This window comes from Trinickia camelliae (assembly GCF_053525655.1).
Genome location: NZ_JBCHAA010000020.1, coordinates 1 through 14,965 on the forward strand (window position 1 = coordinate 1; position 14,965 = coordinate 14,965).

Sequence of the window (14,965 nt, forward strand, 5' to 3'; positions counted from 1 at the left end):
CCGGTCCCGGGGAGGGACGGACTATACGGACCGGCGCGAATTCAAAGTTTCCACGAAAACCTAAACGGCAAAGTTTCCACGAAAGCCTGAACGGCAAGAACAAAGCTGCCAGTCGCGATTATTCGCGAAGCGCAAATACCGTAATCGCCCCACCACCGGTTGTTCCCACCCCGCTACGCTCCTAAAGTGAAACCCAACGACACTTCAATAACGTTCCAGGAGACAGCAATGACCGAGTCCTCATTCCACACCTTCTTTGGCTCGCTAGACGCCTACGACAAAGGCGAGATCGAAATCACGAGCGGCGAAGCCCGCCACTATGTCTTCTCCAATGTCTTCGAAGTGGCCTCACAGTCGGCGCCCTATGAAAAGGTCGTCGTCGGCAAGAACCTCGAATACGTGATCGAGACGCTGCGCACGGAAGGGCAGTCCGAATGGTTCGCCTGTGCGCACGATGAGTTCGTCATCCTCATGGACGGCGAGCTGCGCGTCGACTTCATCAAGCTCGATGCGCCGCCAAAGAGCGGCACAGGCACCGTCCGCGCTGGCGACGAGCCAGAGGGCAGGCCAATGGGCCATGTCGTGCTGCGCCGCGGTCATCAGGCGCTACTGCCGGCCGGCTGCGCTTACCGCTTCAGCGCGCGGAAAGCGGGCGTGGCGCTCGTGCAGACGATGCTCGGCGAGCTCTCCGTGCAGAAGTGGGCCGACATCTGCCTGCACTGAAACACGGAAACACCAGATCACTTATCCGCTGAGGGCCTGGAGTAAGCGCTAAAGCGCTAACTCCAGACAACCTCAGCATGGGGCCAGAGTAAGCGCTGAAGCGCTAACTCTGGCCGACAGGAGACACAACATGGCAACCCTTGAGTCCTTCGACCTGACAGGCGGCTTCGCCGCCGACACCGTGCGCGCGAGCGAGCCCGATGCCGTGACCGGCTATCGCCGCTTCACGCTCGGCGAGTTCGAGTTCACACGCGACGAGTACTTCGTCAAGATCCACTGGCCCGCGAAAGGCCAGACGCGCACCCACGCAATCCCCGCCGACGCGTTTCTGCGCGCGATGATGCGCGACGTCGCATGGGGTTTCTTCTACGGCTGGGTCAACTTCGACCACGTGTTCGGCACGCGCAATCACTACGGCAAGGTCGACGCGTACGCCGGTTCGTTCAACGGCATCATGAAAGAGGCAGGCGTCGATTACACGGAGACGTTCGAGACGCCGACGATCATGGCGACCTTCAAGGCGATCCTGCACGACTGGACCAACGAAGGCTTCGACCCGTTCGCGGCGCCCGAGGAAACCGGCACGGCATTCGGCCGCAAGCATGGCGAGAACGACGCCGCGATCGAGCGCACGCGCATCGCGACGCGCCGCATGCCGGGCCTCGAAGGCGACTCGCCACTGCGCGACGACCTGCCCGTGAATCGCGCGTTCGCCGATGTGCAGCAGGACGAGCCCGAAGTGCACGTCGAGCCCGGCTTCGAGGGCCAGCTGCACGCGTTCAGTCTGTTCAAGTATCTGTCGCGCTCGGACGTCACGTGGAATCCCTCGGTGACCTCGGTATGCGGCCAGAGCCTGTTCTGCCCGACCACCGAGGAATTCATCCTGCCGGTCTTTCATGGCAACGATCGCGTCGAGTGGTTCCTGCAGCTCTCCGACGAAATCGTCTGGGACATCGGCGACAAGAACACCGGCGCGCCGCGCGCACGCATCACGATGCGCGCGGGCGACATCTGCGCGATGCCGGCAGATATCCGTCACCAAGGCTATTCGACGAAGCGCTCGATGTTGCTGGTCTGGGAGAACGCGACGCCCGGCCTGCCCAAGCGCTACGAGAGCGGCGAGCTGAAGCCGTATCCGGTCGAATTCTGAAGCCGCCTCGCCTGCCCGCATCTACCAAGGTCCATCTATGCAAACCCAACTTTTCATCGACGGCCGCTTCATCGATGCCGTCGAAGGCGGCACGATCGACGTGCTCAATCCGCACGACGGTTCGCTGATCGCGAAGATCGCCGCAGCCACCGCCGCCGACGTCGATCTCGCAGTGAACGCCGCCGCGCGCGCGTTCCCGAAGTGGTCCGCGCTGGCCGCCGCCGAGCGCGGCCGTCTGCTACTGCGTCTGGCCGATGCCATCGAAGCAAACGCCGAAGAGCTCGCGCAGCTCGAATCGCTCGACACGGGCCATCCGATCCGCGACTCGCGCGCGCTCGACGTGCCCCGCACGGCCGCCTGCTTTCGCTACTTCGGCGGCATGGCCGACAAGCTGCAAGGCTCGGTGATTCCCGTCGAAACGGGCTTTCTCAACTACGTGCAGCGCGCGCCGATCGGCGTGGTGGGCCAGATCGTGCCGTGGAATTTTCCGCTCATGTTCACGAGCTGGAAGATGGGCCCGGCACTCGCGGCCGGTAACACGGTCGTGCTGAAGCCGTCCGAGATCACGCCGCTTTCCACGCTGCGCATCGTCGAGTTGATGGCCGAAGTCGGTTTTCCGGCGGGCGTCGTCAATATCGTTCCGGGCTATGGGCATACCGCGGGTCAGCGGCTCGCGGAGCACGAAGGCGTCGGCAAGATCGCGTTCACGGGTTCGACGGCGACGGGGCGGCGCATTGTCGAGGCGTCCCAGGGCAATCTCAAACGCGTGCAGCTCGAACTGGGCGGCAAGGGCGCCAACATCGTGTTCGACGATGCCGATCTCGACGCGGCGATCAACGGCGCAGCCTGGGCGATCTTCCACAACCAGGGCCAGGCGTGCATTGCCGGCTCGCGCCTCATCCTGCACGAGCGCATCGCCGACGCATTCCTCGAGCGTTTCACTTCGCTCGCTTCTTCGATCCGAGTCGGCAATCCGCTCGACCCCGAGACGGAGATGGGCCCGCTCACCTCGAAGCAGCATCAGGACCGCGTGCTGGCGTTCGTCGACGTGGCGCGCGAAGAGGGTGGCCGCGTGCTCGCGGGCGGCAGCGCCCCGCATGATGCGGCGCTGGCGAACGGCTACTACGTGCGCCCGACGGTGGTCGAAGCCGCCGGCCCGAACGACCGCGTGGCGCAGGAGGAAGTGTTCGGCCCGTTCGTGACGGTGCTGCGTTTTCGCACCGACGAGGAGGCGTTGGCCATTGCCAACGGCACGGCATACGGTCTCGGCAGCGGCCTCTGGACGCGTGACCTCTCGCGCGCGCATCGGATGGCCGGTCAGATTCATGCGGGCATGTGCTGGATCAACTGCTACAAGCGCGTCAATCCGGGCAGCCCGTTCGGCGGCGTGGGTCAGTCGGGCTATGGCCGCGAAATGGGCTTCGAGGCCATGCACGATTACACGGAAGCCCGTTCGGTCTGGGTCAACGTCGACGGCCACGTGCCGCCGCACTTCAAGCGCTGAGGCCGTCGATGGAGCACTTCGTCTATCAGGGCATGCCTTCGCGCGTGGTCTTCGCCTGGGATTCGCTCGCCACGCTGCCGGCGGAAGTCGAGCGGCTCGGGGTGCGGCGCGCGCTGATCCTGGCGACGCCCGAACAGCGTGCGCTGGCCGACCGGGTGGCGGATGTGCTCGGCGCGCGCGCAGCGGGTGTTCACGCGCAGGCCGTCATGCATGTGCCGATCGAGGTGGCGCGCGCTGCGCGCGACGCTGCAGCGGCACTCGATGCGGACTGTTGCATCGCCGTGGGCGGCGGCTCGACGATCGGGCTCGGCAAGGCGATCGCGCTCGAGTCGCCGCTGCCGATCGTCGCGGTGCCCACGACCTACGCGGGCTCGGAGATGACGCCGATCTACGGCCTGACAGAAGGGCGCCTCAAGCGGACCGGCCGCGATATGCGCGTGTTGCCGCGCACGGTGATCTACGATCCGTCGCTCACGCTTTCGCTGCCGGCCGACATCTCGGCGGCGTCGGGTGTGAACGCCATGGCGCACGCGGTGGAAGCGCTCTACGCCGAAGATGCGAATCCGGTTATCAGCCTGATGGCCGAGGAGTCGATTCGCGCGCTGGGCGAGGCGCTCCCCGCCATCGTCCGGGCGCCGGACGATGCGGCGATGCGAAGCCGCGCCCTGTACGGCGCATGGCTCGCCGGAGTGTGCCTCGGCGCGGTCGGCATGGCCCTGCACCACAAGCTTTGCCATACGCTCGGCGGCACGTTCAATCTGCCGCACGCGCAGACACACGCGGCGATGTTGCCGCATACCGCGCACTACAACCACACTGCGGCGCCGCAAGCGCTTGCGCGCGTGGCGCGCGCGCTGGGCGGCAGCGACGCCCCCGAGGCGGGGGCACGGCTCTACGCGTTGAACCGCGCGCTCGGCGTTCCGACGTCGCTTGCGGCGCTCGGTATGCCGGAGCAAGGGCTCGACGAGGCTGCGGATATTGCATGCAAAAGTCCGTATGCCAACCCGCGTCCGGTGGAACGCGAGGCGATCCGCGCGCTGCTCCAGCGGGCATGGCAGGGTGTGGCGCCAGCGTGAGCGCCGCGCCGATTGCATAGGAGAAGTCATGTCGACGAACGTCGTTCTGGATCGGAGCTGAAAGCGATGGGACGCTACTTCGCGGTTTTCGCAACCGACAAACCCGGCATGCGCGATGTGCGCGAGCGTGTCCGTTCAGTGCATCGCACCTACTTGCGGAGCGCTTTGAAGCACGGCGTGTTCGTCCGTCTCGGCGGACCCACGCTCGCACCGCAATGCGACGCGATGAACGGCACCTTGCTCGTGATCGAAGCGGAAGCCATCGACGACGTCATGGCGTTCGTCAGCAATGACCCGTACATGCAGGCGGGATTGTTCGAGCGGGTCGAAGTCCGCCCGTGGGATTGGAGCCTTGGCAATCCCGAGGGGAGGGTGTGAGGCGATGGACGCAATACCGTTGTGCCGTGTCGACGACGTTCCCGACGGTGGCGCGCGGGTCGTCGCGCGAGCGGAGGCGGAGCGCTCGATTGTGGTCGTGCGGCGGGGCGAGCAGGTGTGGGCTTACGTCAACCGTTGTCCGCATTTTTCGGTGCCGCTCGACTTCGAGCCTGGGGAGATATCGTGCTATCGGGCCCAAGTCTTGATGTGCGCGCATCATAGCGCGCTGTTTCGTTTCGAGGATGGGCACTGCATAGAAGGACCCTGTGCCGGGGCGAAGCTTGAAACGGTGACCGTCGAGGTGGATTCGGACGGTGAGATTTACGCCTAGGTTTCAAAGCCGGCCACGATCTCGTCGATCATCGCGCGGATGCGCGCGGTGTGGCGTAAGTCCTGATGCGTGACGAGCCACACCTCATAGGGCACGTTGCGTGTATGGCCCGGCCAAAGGTGCACGAGGCCGTCGCGCTCGCCGAGCGGAACCGGTATTTCGCCGATGCCGAGCCCCGCCTTGATCTGCGAGCGCAGCATCAGATTCGAATTGACGGCCGAGACGATCCGGCCCGCGTGGATCGGCTCGCCCGCGAGCGTCGGTGCGCGGTTGCCCGTCATGTACGGGTGATACATGACGAGTTCATGGCCGGCGAACGCGGTTCCAGGCTCCGGCTCGCCGTGCTTCTTCAAGTAGCTCTTTGATGCAAAGAGCCCCGTCGGCCAGCGCGCGAGCCGCCGCGCGATCAGATCGGGATTCTCGGGCTTCATCGTTCGCACCGCGATATCGGCCTCGCGCTTCGCGAGATTGAGCACCTGCGTCGACGTGCTCATCAGGACCCGCACATCGGGATGCTTGGCATGTAGGCGCGTGATCGCTGGAATCAGGAATTCGAGCGCGAGAGAATCTGTGGTGGTCACGCGGACATCGCCTTCGAGGCGCGTGTCGACGCCTTGCGTCTGGCGCACGAGATCGTGCGCAAACTGCTCCATTTTCTCGGCCGCTTTTAGCGCGAGCTCTCCGGCGGGCGTCAGCACGTAGCCGTCCGAGGTGCGCAAAAACAGTGTCGCGCCCAATACGCTCTCTAGCGCGGCGATGCGGCGTCCAACGGTGGCTTGATCGATATCGAGGGTTTTGGCGGCGCCTCTGAGCGTGCGTTCGCGCTGCACGGCGAGGAAGATGCGGGTGTCGTCCCAGTTCATGAGGGGGTCTCCGTGGGTGATGCGAATTTGCATCGATCAATGGGAGTATTGCAGCATAAATTCATCCTCTTGCGAACCTTTGCTTGCATCCCCTGCCGGAAGCAGCAATCGACGCTGCCCGAGTTTTTACCCAGCTTAACTTTACGATTGAATTCTGCTCCTGGGACAACCTCGGAGGCGAGCGTTTGATCAGTTTTCCTTTAGAACGGAAAGCAACGAATGCACACCGGCGGAGAGATTGTCACCACGCCACGCTGCGGCAATCTTGAGTTCGAGGTGCTCGGAATCATTGTCGAGATCCTTGTACACGACACCCGGGTTCGGGCTGTTTCGCACCTGTGCGGGCAGCAACGCGACACCCATCCCCGCAGCGACCAGGCTCACCATACTCGCCATTTGCCACGCCTCGTGAGCGATCCGTGGGCTGAATCCGGCTTGGTCGCAAGCCATCAGGAATTTCGCGTGGAGGCTCGGACTCTTGTCCGCTGGGAAAATCATGAACGGCGCATCTGACAGGTCCTCCAGGCGCAACGATCGGCAAGCAGCAAGCCGATGATCTCGCGGCAGGACCGCGATGAAACGCTCGACCTCGATGATGCGCATGTTGAGGTCGGCCGCGTTGACGAGCGGCACCCGGACAAGGCCAAGATCGAGCTTGCCGGCGTGCAGGCTCTCTATCTGTTCAACCGAGGTCTGTTCGCGCAGATCCACATGTATCGCCGGGAACTGTGTCCGGAACTCGCGCAGGATTCGCGGCAGTAACTCATAGCTCACCGATCCCATGAAACCGATCGCGATTCTGCCCGTGAGCCCTTCGCTTGCGCGCCGGGCGATATCGATCGCCCGCTGTCCGTGTGCGATCAATTCTCGTGCTTCCTCCAGGAATGCTCTCCCAGCCGGTGTCAGCGACACAGCATGTTTCGAGCGGGCGAGAAGTTGCACCCCGATCATTTCCTCCAGATTCTTGATCGCCTGACTGAGGGGAGGCTGCGCCATATGCAGTCTCGCGGCGGCGCGCGCGAAGTGCAGTTCTTCGGCGACGGCAATGAACTGGTTGAGCAGGCGGCCGGGAATCATGGTGAGATAAAAAAAATATTAAAAACTAGAAATTACGTATTGGACGAATCTTACCAGCTATCCGACACTGCAGTTCATCGAAACCCCATCAACGCTTCAAGACGCTTCCCGCGCCTTAGCCAGGGCAGCCGGAAACGCAGCGAGCAAAGGAGACCGTCCATGACATGCCGTTCCCTCACCCAGCCATGCATCGAACCGGAGTTCAGGCCATGAAGACCGGGCGTGGCGGGCCGCTCGCCGGCATCAGGATTCTCGACCTCACCACGGTGATCATGGGCCCATTCGCCACCCAGATCCTCGCGGCGCTCGGTGCCGAGGTCATCAAGATCGAGTCCCCCGAAGGCGACAACATGCGTCATGTCGGGCCGATGAATCACGCGGGCATGGGGCACCTCTTCCTGCACGCCAACCAGGGCAAACGCAGCGTCGTGCTGGATCTCAAGCAGCCAGCGGCGCATGAAGCGATGTTGAGGCTGGTAGACGGCTGCGATGTACTGATCTCGAACATTCGCCCCAAGGCGCTGGCACGTCTTGGCCTCGACTACGAGTCGGTGCGGGCTCGCAATCCTCGCCTGGTCCACGTGTCGTGCTGTGGCTTCGGGCAGGATGGCCCGTATGCGGCCCGGTCTGCGTATGACGACCTGATCCAGGGTGCGACGGGGTTGCCCTGGCTGATGAGCCAGTACGGCGCCGACACGCCTTGCTATGCGCCGGTGACACTGGCGGACCGCGTGACCGGCTTGCATGCGGTCTATGCGGTGACTGCTGCGCTTTACGAGCGCGAACGCTCGGGCATCGGGCAGTCGATCGTGGTGCCGATGTTCGAGGCCATGGCGCAGTTCGTACTCGGCGATCACCTTGGAGGGCTCAGCTTCGATCCGTCGAACGGCGACCCTGGTTACGCCAGGCTGCTCACAGCAAATCGTCGACCCTACGAGACGAAGGATGGCCATCTTTGCGTGCTGATCTACAACGACAAGCACTGGAAAGCCTTCTTCGCTGCAACCGGCCAGAGTGAACGTTTCGAGTGCGATACCCGCTTCTCGAATCACACGAATCGGGCCCAGCACATCGACGAGATCTATGCGCAGGTGGCCGAGCTGATGCGCACGCGCACGACGCACGAGTGGCGGCAACTGCTCGATGCCGCGGATATTCCCAACATGCCGATGAATACGCCGCTCGACCTGCTGGACGATCCGCACCTGAACGCGGTGGGATTCATCAAGCGAGTCGAGCATCCGACGGAGGGGTGCTTGCGCACCCCCGGCAATCCGACAGCATGGTCGCGCAGCGCGTGCCCCGACGTATCACCCTCGCCACGCCTTGGCGAGCACTCGATCGAGGTGCTCGAGGAACTGGGCTACTCCGCCGCACAGATTGCCGAGCTTCAGGCCTCTGGAGTGACCGGAGAGCGGACCTCAACCATGACCTCAGCATTCACTGAAGCACAGGAACAGAGATGAACTTCGAACTGACTGAAGACCAGGAACAGATCTGCGACGCAGTTCTGCGCGTGTGTGCCCCCTTCGACGCCGACTACTGGCTGCGCAAGGACCGTGAAGGGGGATTTCCGGAAGACTTTCACCGCGCGCTGGCCGACGCTGGCTGGCTCGGCATCGCGATGCCGCAGGAGTATGGGGGCGCCGGGCTGGGCATCACCGAAGCAGCGCTGATGATGCAGACCATCTCGGCGACGGGTGCCGGCCTGTCTGGCGCCTCAGCCGTTCACATGAACATCTTCGGCTTGCACCCTGTCGTCGTGTACGGCACGGACGAACAGAAGCGGCGCTGGCTGCCGCCACTCATCGAGGGCAGAGACAAGGCCTGCTTTGCGGTGACGGAACCGAATACCGGCTTGAACACGCTCAAGCTCAGGACACGAGCGACGCGGCGCGGCGACCACTACGTCGTGTCCGGTCAAAAGGTGTGGATCTCCACCGCGCAGGTGGCAAACAAGATATTGCTGCTGGCGCGCACGACCCCGATCGAGGAGGCGAGTGGGACACAAGGCTTGTCGCTTTTCTATACCGATCTCGATCGCGCTCGCATCGAGGTTCGGGAAATCGAGAAGATGGGCCGCAAGTGCGTCGACTCGAACCAGGTGTTCATCGATGAACTGATCATCCCGGTCGCCGACCGGATCGGCGAGGAAGGCAAGGGATTCGAGTACATCCTGCACGGCATGAATCCCGAGCGCATCCTGATTGCTTCCGAAGCGGTAGGACTCGGCCGTGCGGCTCTTCAGCGGGCCGCGCAGTATGCGAACGAACGCGTTGTGTTCGACCGTCCGATCGGAAAGAACCAGGGCATCCAGCATCCCCTCGCGCGCTCATGGATCGAGCTGGAAGCAGCGAACCTGATGGTGCTGAAGGCCGCGTCGCGATACGACGCTAACAGGACCTGCGCCGCCGAAGCCAACGCCGCCAAATTCCTGGCCGGGGAAGCCTGCTTCGACGCTTGCCAGAACGCGATCCTCACGCACGGCGGCATGGGATACGCGAAGGAATATCACGTCGAACGATACATGCGCGAGGCCTGGATTCCGCGCCTTGCGCCCGTCAGCCCGCAACTGATCTTGTGCTTCATTGCCGAGAAGGCATTGGGGCTGCCGAAATCTTACTGAGACCGTGTCATGAGCTATAGAAGCGCACAGCCACATGGGCTTGTCTTTGAATGGCAAGCAAAGGAAATCAAATGAAGGTGTTAGTTCCCGTAAAGCGGGTTGTCGACTTCAACGTGAAGGTCCGCGTGAAGTCGGACAACACGGGTGTCGACATTGCGAATGTGAAGATGTCGATGAATCCGTTCGACGAAATCGCGGTGGAAGAGGCGGTGCGCCTGAAGGAAGCGGGCGTGGCGACGGAAGTGATCGCGGTGTCGGCGGGCGTCGCGCAATGTCAGGAAACGCTGCGCACGGCGCTGGCGATCGGCGCGGACCGCGCGATCCTGATCGAATCGAATGAAGACCTGCAGCCGCTGGCTGTCGCGAAGCTTCTGAAAGCGCTGGTCGACAAGGAGCAGCCGCAACTGGTGATCCTCGGCAAGCAAGCAATCGACGACGACTCGAACCAGACCGGCCAGATGCTGGCTGCGCAGGCGAATCTGCCGCAGGCGACGTTTGCATCGAAAGTCGTCGTGGCTGACGGCAAGGCGACCGTGTCGCGTGAAGTGGATGGCGGTGCGGAAACGCTGTCGCTGACGCTGCCCGCAGTGGTCACCACCGATCTGCGCCTGAACGAGCCGCGCTACGTGACGCTGCCGAACATCATGAAGGCGAAGAAGAAGCCGCTGGAAACGCTGAAGCCTGAAGACCTCGGCGTGGACGTGAGCCCGCGCCTGAAAACGCTCAAGGTGGTCGAGCCGCCCAGGCGCAGCGCCGGTGTGAAGGTTGCCGACGTGAAGACGCTGGTCGAGAAGCTCAAGACGGAAGCCAACGTGCTGTGATTTTTCGGGCACACGGAGACGAATGAAATGACGATTCTGGTAATTGCTGAACAAGACAATACGGCGCTCAAGGCAGCGACGTTGAATACGATTGCTGCTGCACGGAAGATCGGTGGTGACGTGCACGTGCTGGTGGCTGGCCACAATGCGCAAGGCGCGGCTGACGCGGCAGCGAAGGTGGCAGGTGTGTCGATGGTGCTGCTGGCTGACGCGCCGCAACTGGCTGAAGGCCTTGCGGAAAACGTCGAGGCGACGGTGTTGAACGTAGCGAAGGATTACTCGCACATCCTCGCGCCGGCTACTGCCTACGGCAAGAACATCGCGCCGCGTATCGCAGCCAAGCTCGACGTCGCGCAGATCAGCGAGATCACGGCTGTCGTCAGCGCCGACACTTTCGAACGCCCGATCTACGCGGGCAATGCAATAGCGACGGTTCAATCACAAGACGCGATCAAGGTCATCACGGTTCGCGCAACTGGCTTTGATCCCGTCGCGGCCGAAGGCGGCAGCGCAGCCTTGGAGAAGATCGAAGCAGCGGCTGACGCAGGCATCTCGCAGTTCGTGAGCCGTGAAGTGACGAAGCTCGACCGTCCGGAACTGACGTCGGCGAACATCATCGTGTCGGGTGGCCGTGGTCTCGGCAGCGGCGAGAACTACACGCGGGTGCTCGAGCCGCTGGCGGACAAGCTCGGCGCCGCGCTGGGCGCATCGCGCGCAGCGGTGGATGCTGGCTACGTGCCGAACGACTATCAGGTCGGCCAGACGGGCAAGATCGTCGCGCCGCAACTGTATATCGCCGTCGGTATCTCGGGCGCGATCCAGCATCTGGCCGGCATGAAGGACTCGAAGGTGATCGTCGCGATCAACAAGGACGAAGAAGCGCCGATCTTCAGCGTGGCCGATTATGGGCTGGTAGGCGACCTGTTTGCCGTGGTCCCTGAACTGACGGCGGCACTGGGGGAGTAACAGGATGCACAGGAACGAGATAGTACGGATCGTGGAGGCGGGTCCCCGCGATGGACTGCAGAACGAGCCAAACCGCCGTTGAACTTTGGAAACGGCCATTGCTTTCATGAAGACTCGAACGACGTCAAGGAGTCTGCGAGGCGCCCGACAGATTGATGTCCCTTTGTCTGGTCTAGGTCTTAGGCGCTTAGCTGTTGTTTGAATGGCTGTACGTCAGCTCGCCGACCAAGCGTGGGTCCAGTTCGACGCTCGAGCGATTCCTTGCGTTTTTCTTCAGCGTTCGCAATGAAGTCGGACAGTTCGCGCTCCATGGCCGAATCTTTGACACCTGGCTTCCATGTCGCAGCTCCGTGCCGTCGGCGCGTGGTCCGAGCCAGTGCTAACGCTGCCATCGCGGCTTTCGCACATTCGTATTCGACCTGACCGCAAAGGTCGATCGGCTCACCGAATTCGCGGAATGCTTCCACATATTCCCGGGCGGCATGGGCCATTGCCGGGTATTCGCGCAACTCGGAGATCACTTTGCGGCTCAGGACATCCCACTGCAACTTGTCCGGGTAGGCAAAAGCGGGAATGGACACGCTCTTGCAGGCTTCGCCGCTCGCCGTGCCGACCGGCTCCGACGCCGCCCAAGCGGCCTTATGCATCATTGTCCGGCAGGTTCTGGCGTAGCTCTCGAGCGATAGCGCCAGCTCCAGTGCCGTGTGGTGTCGGCACCGCTTGCGCGCCCGGGCATCCCGCGCGGCGATCCAAAACAGCGTGACAACCGAGCCGACCGTCGCTGACGCTAGCGCCAAGGCTATCGGGGTGTTCCAGCTCAGTTGCCGGAGATATTCAAGCCATTCCTGCCGCATACGATGCGCCTCGAAAAGAGAGGTGCACAGAGTATAAGCAATCGTTTGCGGGCGTTCTCGGATCAAAAATGCGGCGTGTATTTTCGCCACAAACGCGTCAGTCGGGCGGCGCCTATCTTGACAGATCGGGCCGAACCGAGGCACTCGTCCGCCCAGCACCGAGGCACGAGTCGTCAAAGGTTTTAGGTTGATTCGCTGCTAACGCAGGCGGGTAGGCGACGTTGGCCCAGACGGCGGCAACGGACCCACCTGGTTAGGATAAGTTTTCCTGCCGGAACTTAGACATCGGAGTATTGAAGCGGAGGCCGTAGTTTCGTTCACCTGTCAGAGTTCCCAGTTACGTGTTTGGAACCGCCAAGTTGTAATGGCGCGAACTTATAACACGCCTTTAAGCCTTGCTACCGGGTCGTTCCCCAGTCGTATCCGGCAATCTGATCGACTGGGCGGAGCATTGTGCAATACAACGGTAAGTCAGAAATAAAAACGTAATAAGACATACCTGCATCCGTAATCGAGTTTAAACGCGGCATGGCCAATCGACGCGCGCCGCGGCAATTGCGGGAAGTGCATTCCATTCGGGGGACGTGATGGCAAGCGAGTCTGATGGGCAGCAATCGCGCTGGGCGCGCGACTACGTATTCGATGCACTGCGTGAGCTGGGCATTCACTACATCTTCGGCGTACCCGGGACCAACGAGATCCCGATCATCGACGGTACGTCTTATCCAGAGAATCAAGTCGAGTACATCGAGTGCCTGCACGAAAACATCGCCATCGGAGCGGCGATGGGTTCGGCGCGGATGACGAACAAGCCCGGCGTGGTGGTCGTCCATGTCACGCCCGGCATCGCGCATGCTGTCGGCAATCTCTTCAATGCGGCGCGCTCCCAAGTGCCGCTCGTGATCCTCTGCTGCCAGCAGCAGAACGAGTTGGTGACCCAGGAGCCGCTGCTCGCGTCCAATCTGGTCGATATCGCGCGGCAGTACACGAAGTGGGCCCACGAAGTGCGGGCCGCCGAAGAATTGCCGCTGGTGCTGCAGCGGGCCTTCAAGGAGGCGATGGCGCCGCCCGCCGGGCCGGTATTCGTGTCGATTCCGTGGGAGTTCACGATGCGCCGCATCGGCGACGCGGACCGCTTGCCCGGCATCACGCAGATCTCGCCGCGCTTCACCGCGGACGCCGAGGCCATCCGCGAGGCGGCGACGCTGCTCGCCCAGGCCAAGAATCCGCTCATCGTCGGCGGCGACGCGGTCGGCTATGCCGGCGCATGGCGCGAACTGCAGCAACTGGCGGAGCTGATCGGCGCGCCGGTGGTGCTGCAAAGCTTCAGCAGCCTCGCCAACTATCCGAACGACGACTTCCACTGGCAGGGCGAGCTGCCCGGCACCCAGCTGGGCGTCCAGCAGACCTTTGCCAAGCACGACGTCGCGTTCCTGGTCGGCTTCAGCAACCAGGCGCAGGTGACGATCTTCAAGTATTCCGACGGGCCGTTGATCCCGCCGAGCGTCAAGCAGGTCTACCTGACCAACAACACGTGGGACATCGGCAAGAACTATTTCGGCGAAGTAGCGCTGTTCGGCGACATCAAGAGCACGCTGCCGCTCCTCAACGATATCGTGCGCAGGAATCCGCCGCCCGGCGCCGGCGCGCGTAACGACCGGCTGCGCGAGCTGGACGCCGAGCGGCGTGTCAAATGGGACCGGTATCTCTCGCTCGCCATGCAGCAGGACGAGATCTGGGCCGTCGTCGTCGCCGATGCACTGCGCCGGGAGGTTCAGGCTCGCGGCCTCGGCAGGAAGTTCGTCTATGTCCACGAAGCCGTCTCCGATCCGGCGCCGTTCCAGTACCTGCTGCCGCTCGGCACCGAAGGGGCCGAGCCGATCAGCTACTACTGTGTCGGCGGCGGCTCGCTTGGCTGGTCGATGCCGGCCTCGCTCGGCATCAAGCTCGAGCGGGACGGCTGGCAGAGCATCGAGACAAGCCTGGTGGTGAACGCGATCGGCGACGGCTCGTCGCTGTTCTATCCGCAGACCTGGTGGACCGCCGGCCATCGCGAGCTGGGCGTGCTCTACATCGTCACCAACAATCACGAGTACCACACGCTGCAGCTGGGACTGCAGCAGGTGGTGCAGGCGTACGGCTCGGCGCCCGACTATGGCTGGAAGCCGAAGACGAACGATCCCGACTACTTGCGGATCCAGCGGCCCGCTCCCGACTTCGTGTCGATCGCGCAAGCCATGGGCGGCGTCGCCGGCGAGGTCGTCAAGCACCCGGAGAGCGTCCATGCCGCCGTGAAACGCGGCATCGACCACGTGCTGCAGTCGCGCCGTCCGTACGTGCTCGACGTGCGCACCGCCGGCGATCCGCCGCCCACGCCACCGATCCAACAGCAGGCCTACGCCAAGGCGCTGCGGCGCTTCATCGCCCAGCCGCCCCTCGACGTGTTCCACGAACAGGCGTCGTTCGCTCTGTCCGCGAACAGCGAAGGGTCGCAGCAGCTGCCGAACCTGCACTTGATCTTCTGACCGCCGGGCGCCCCCGCACGCGCCGTTCGGCGCCGGGGCGCAGTGCGCGCAATCGTCCGGGATCGGCGCCG

General features: G+C 63.1%; 14 protein-coding genes. 11 read left to right on the forward strand and 3 right to left on the reverse strand.

Features of this window, described 5'->3' with window-relative positions; all coding sequences use genetic code 11:
• The first annotated feature begins 228 nt into the window (after positions 1–228).
• The 6 genes from AAHK20_RS27765 to AAHK20_RS27790 all read left to right on the forward strand — a co-directional run bounded on the left by AAHK20_RS27765 (position 229) and on the right by AAHK20_RS27790 (position 5,162).
• A complete protein-coding gene (locus AAHK20_RS27765) occupies positions 229–723 on the forward strand; it encodes a cupin domain-containing protein (RefSeq protein WP_449184700.1) in 495 nt (164 codons plus the stop codon).
• Between the two features lie 130 nt (positions 724–853).
• Entirely contained in the window at positions 854–1,873 is a 1,020-nt protein-coding gene (locus AAHK20_RS27770; protein WP_449184701.1) for a hydroxyquinol 1,2-dioxygenase, read from the forward strand.
• 37 nt (positions 1,874–1,910) lie between these two features.
• Positions 1,911–3,377 (forward strand): aldehyde dehydrogenase family protein, encoded by a 1,467-nt coding sequence (locus AAHK20_RS27775; protein ID WP_449184702.1) that lies wholly within the window; start codon positions 1,911–1,913, stop codon positions 3,375–3,377.
• Positions 3,378–3,385: 8 nt separating this feature from the next.
• The gene (locus tag AAHK20_RS27780) at positions 3,386–4,453 is read left to right on the forward strand and encodes a maleylacetate reductase (protein WP_449184703.1); all 1,068 of its coding nucleotides are present in this window, start codon (positions 3,386–3,388) and stop codon (positions 4,451–4,453) included.
• Positions 4,454–4,519: 66 nt separating this feature from the next.
• Entirely contained in the window at positions 4,520–4,831 is a 312-nt protein-coding gene (locus AAHK20_RS27785) for a YciI family protein (protein WP_449184704.1), read from the forward strand.
• 4 nt (positions 4,832–4,835) lie between these two features.
• On the forward strand, positions 4,836–5,162 hold the full coding sequence (locus AAHK20_RS27790) for a Rieske (2Fe-2S) protein (protein WP_449184705.1): 327 nt from the start codon (positions 4,836–4,838) through the stop codon (positions 5,160–5,162).
• Here AAHK20_RS27790 and AAHK20_RS27795 read toward each other — a convergent pair.
• Positions 5,159–6,025 carry a LysR family transcriptional regulator gene (locus tag AAHK20_RS27795; RefSeq protein WP_449184706.1) on the reverse strand — a complete coding sequence of 289 codons (867 nt, stop codon included), beginning with the start codon at positions 6,023–6,025 and terminating at the stop codon, positions 5,159–5,161. The two genes, AAHK20_RS27790 and AAHK20_RS27795, sit on opposite strands and share 4 nt — an antisense overlap.
• A 189-nt stretch (positions 6,026–6,214) precedes the next feature.
• The gene (locus AAHK20_RS27800) at positions 6,215–7,102 is read right to left on the reverse strand and encodes a LysR family transcriptional regulator (RefSeq protein ID WP_449184707.1); all 888 of its coding nucleotides are present in this window, start codon (positions 7,100–7,102) and stop codon (positions 6,215–6,217) included.
• A 209-nt stretch (positions 7,103–7,311) separates the two neighbouring features.
• Between AAHK20_RS27800 and AAHK20_RS27805 the strand changes: the two genes are divergently transcribed.
• The 4 genes from AAHK20_RS27805 to AAHK20_RS27820 all read left to right on the forward strand — a co-directional run bounded on the left by AAHK20_RS27805 (position 7,312) and on the right by AAHK20_RS27820 (position 11,515).
• On the forward strand, positions 7,312–8,568 hold the full coding sequence (locus tag AAHK20_RS27805) for a CaiB/BaiF CoA transferase family protein (protein ID WP_449184708.1): 1,257 nt from the start codon (positions 7,312–7,314) through the stop codon (positions 8,566–8,568).
• On the forward strand, positions 8,565–9,728 hold the full coding sequence (locus AAHK20_RS27810; RefSeq protein WP_449184709.1) for an acyl-CoA dehydrogenase family protein: 1,164 nt from the start codon (positions 8,565–8,567) through the stop codon (positions 9,726–9,728). Before AAHK20_RS27805 ends, AAHK20_RS27810 begins: the two co-directional genes overlap by 4 nt.
• Positions 9,729–9,799: 71 nt before the next feature.
• The gene (locus AAHK20_RS27815) at positions 9,800–10,549 is read left to right on the forward strand and encodes an electron transfer flavoprotein subunit beta/FixA family protein (RefSeq protein ID WP_449184710.1); all 750 of its coding nucleotides are present in this window, start codon (positions 9,800–9,802) and stop codon (positions 10,547–10,549) included.
• 27 nt (positions 10,550–10,576) lie between these two features.
• Positions 10,577–11,515 carry an electron transfer flavoprotein subunit alpha/FixB family protein gene (locus AAHK20_RS27820; protein WP_449184711.1) on the forward strand — a complete coding sequence of 313 codons (939 nt, stop codon included), beginning with the start codon at positions 10,577–10,579 and terminating at the stop codon, positions 11,513–11,515.
• Positions 11,516–11,694: 179 nt separating this feature from the next.
• Here the strand turns inward: AAHK20_RS27820 and AAHK20_RS27825 are convergent, their stop codons facing one another.
• Complete coding sequence (locus AAHK20_RS27825; RefSeq protein WP_449184712.1) at positions 11,695–12,369, reverse strand: hypothetical protein; 675 nt, start codon at positions 12,367–12,369, stop codon at positions 11,695–11,697.
• Between the two features lie 587 nt (positions 12,370–12,956).
• On the opposite strand from AAHK20_RS27825, the gene AAHK20_RS27830 reads away from it, so the two are divergent.
• Positions 12,957–14,894 carry a thiamine pyrophosphate-binding protein gene (locus AAHK20_RS27830; RefSeq protein ID WP_449184713.1) on the forward strand — a complete coding sequence of 646 codons (1,938 nt, stop codon included), beginning with the start codon at positions 12,957–12,959 and terminating at the stop codon, positions 14,892–14,894.
• Positions 14,895–14,965: the final 71 nt, after the last annotated feature.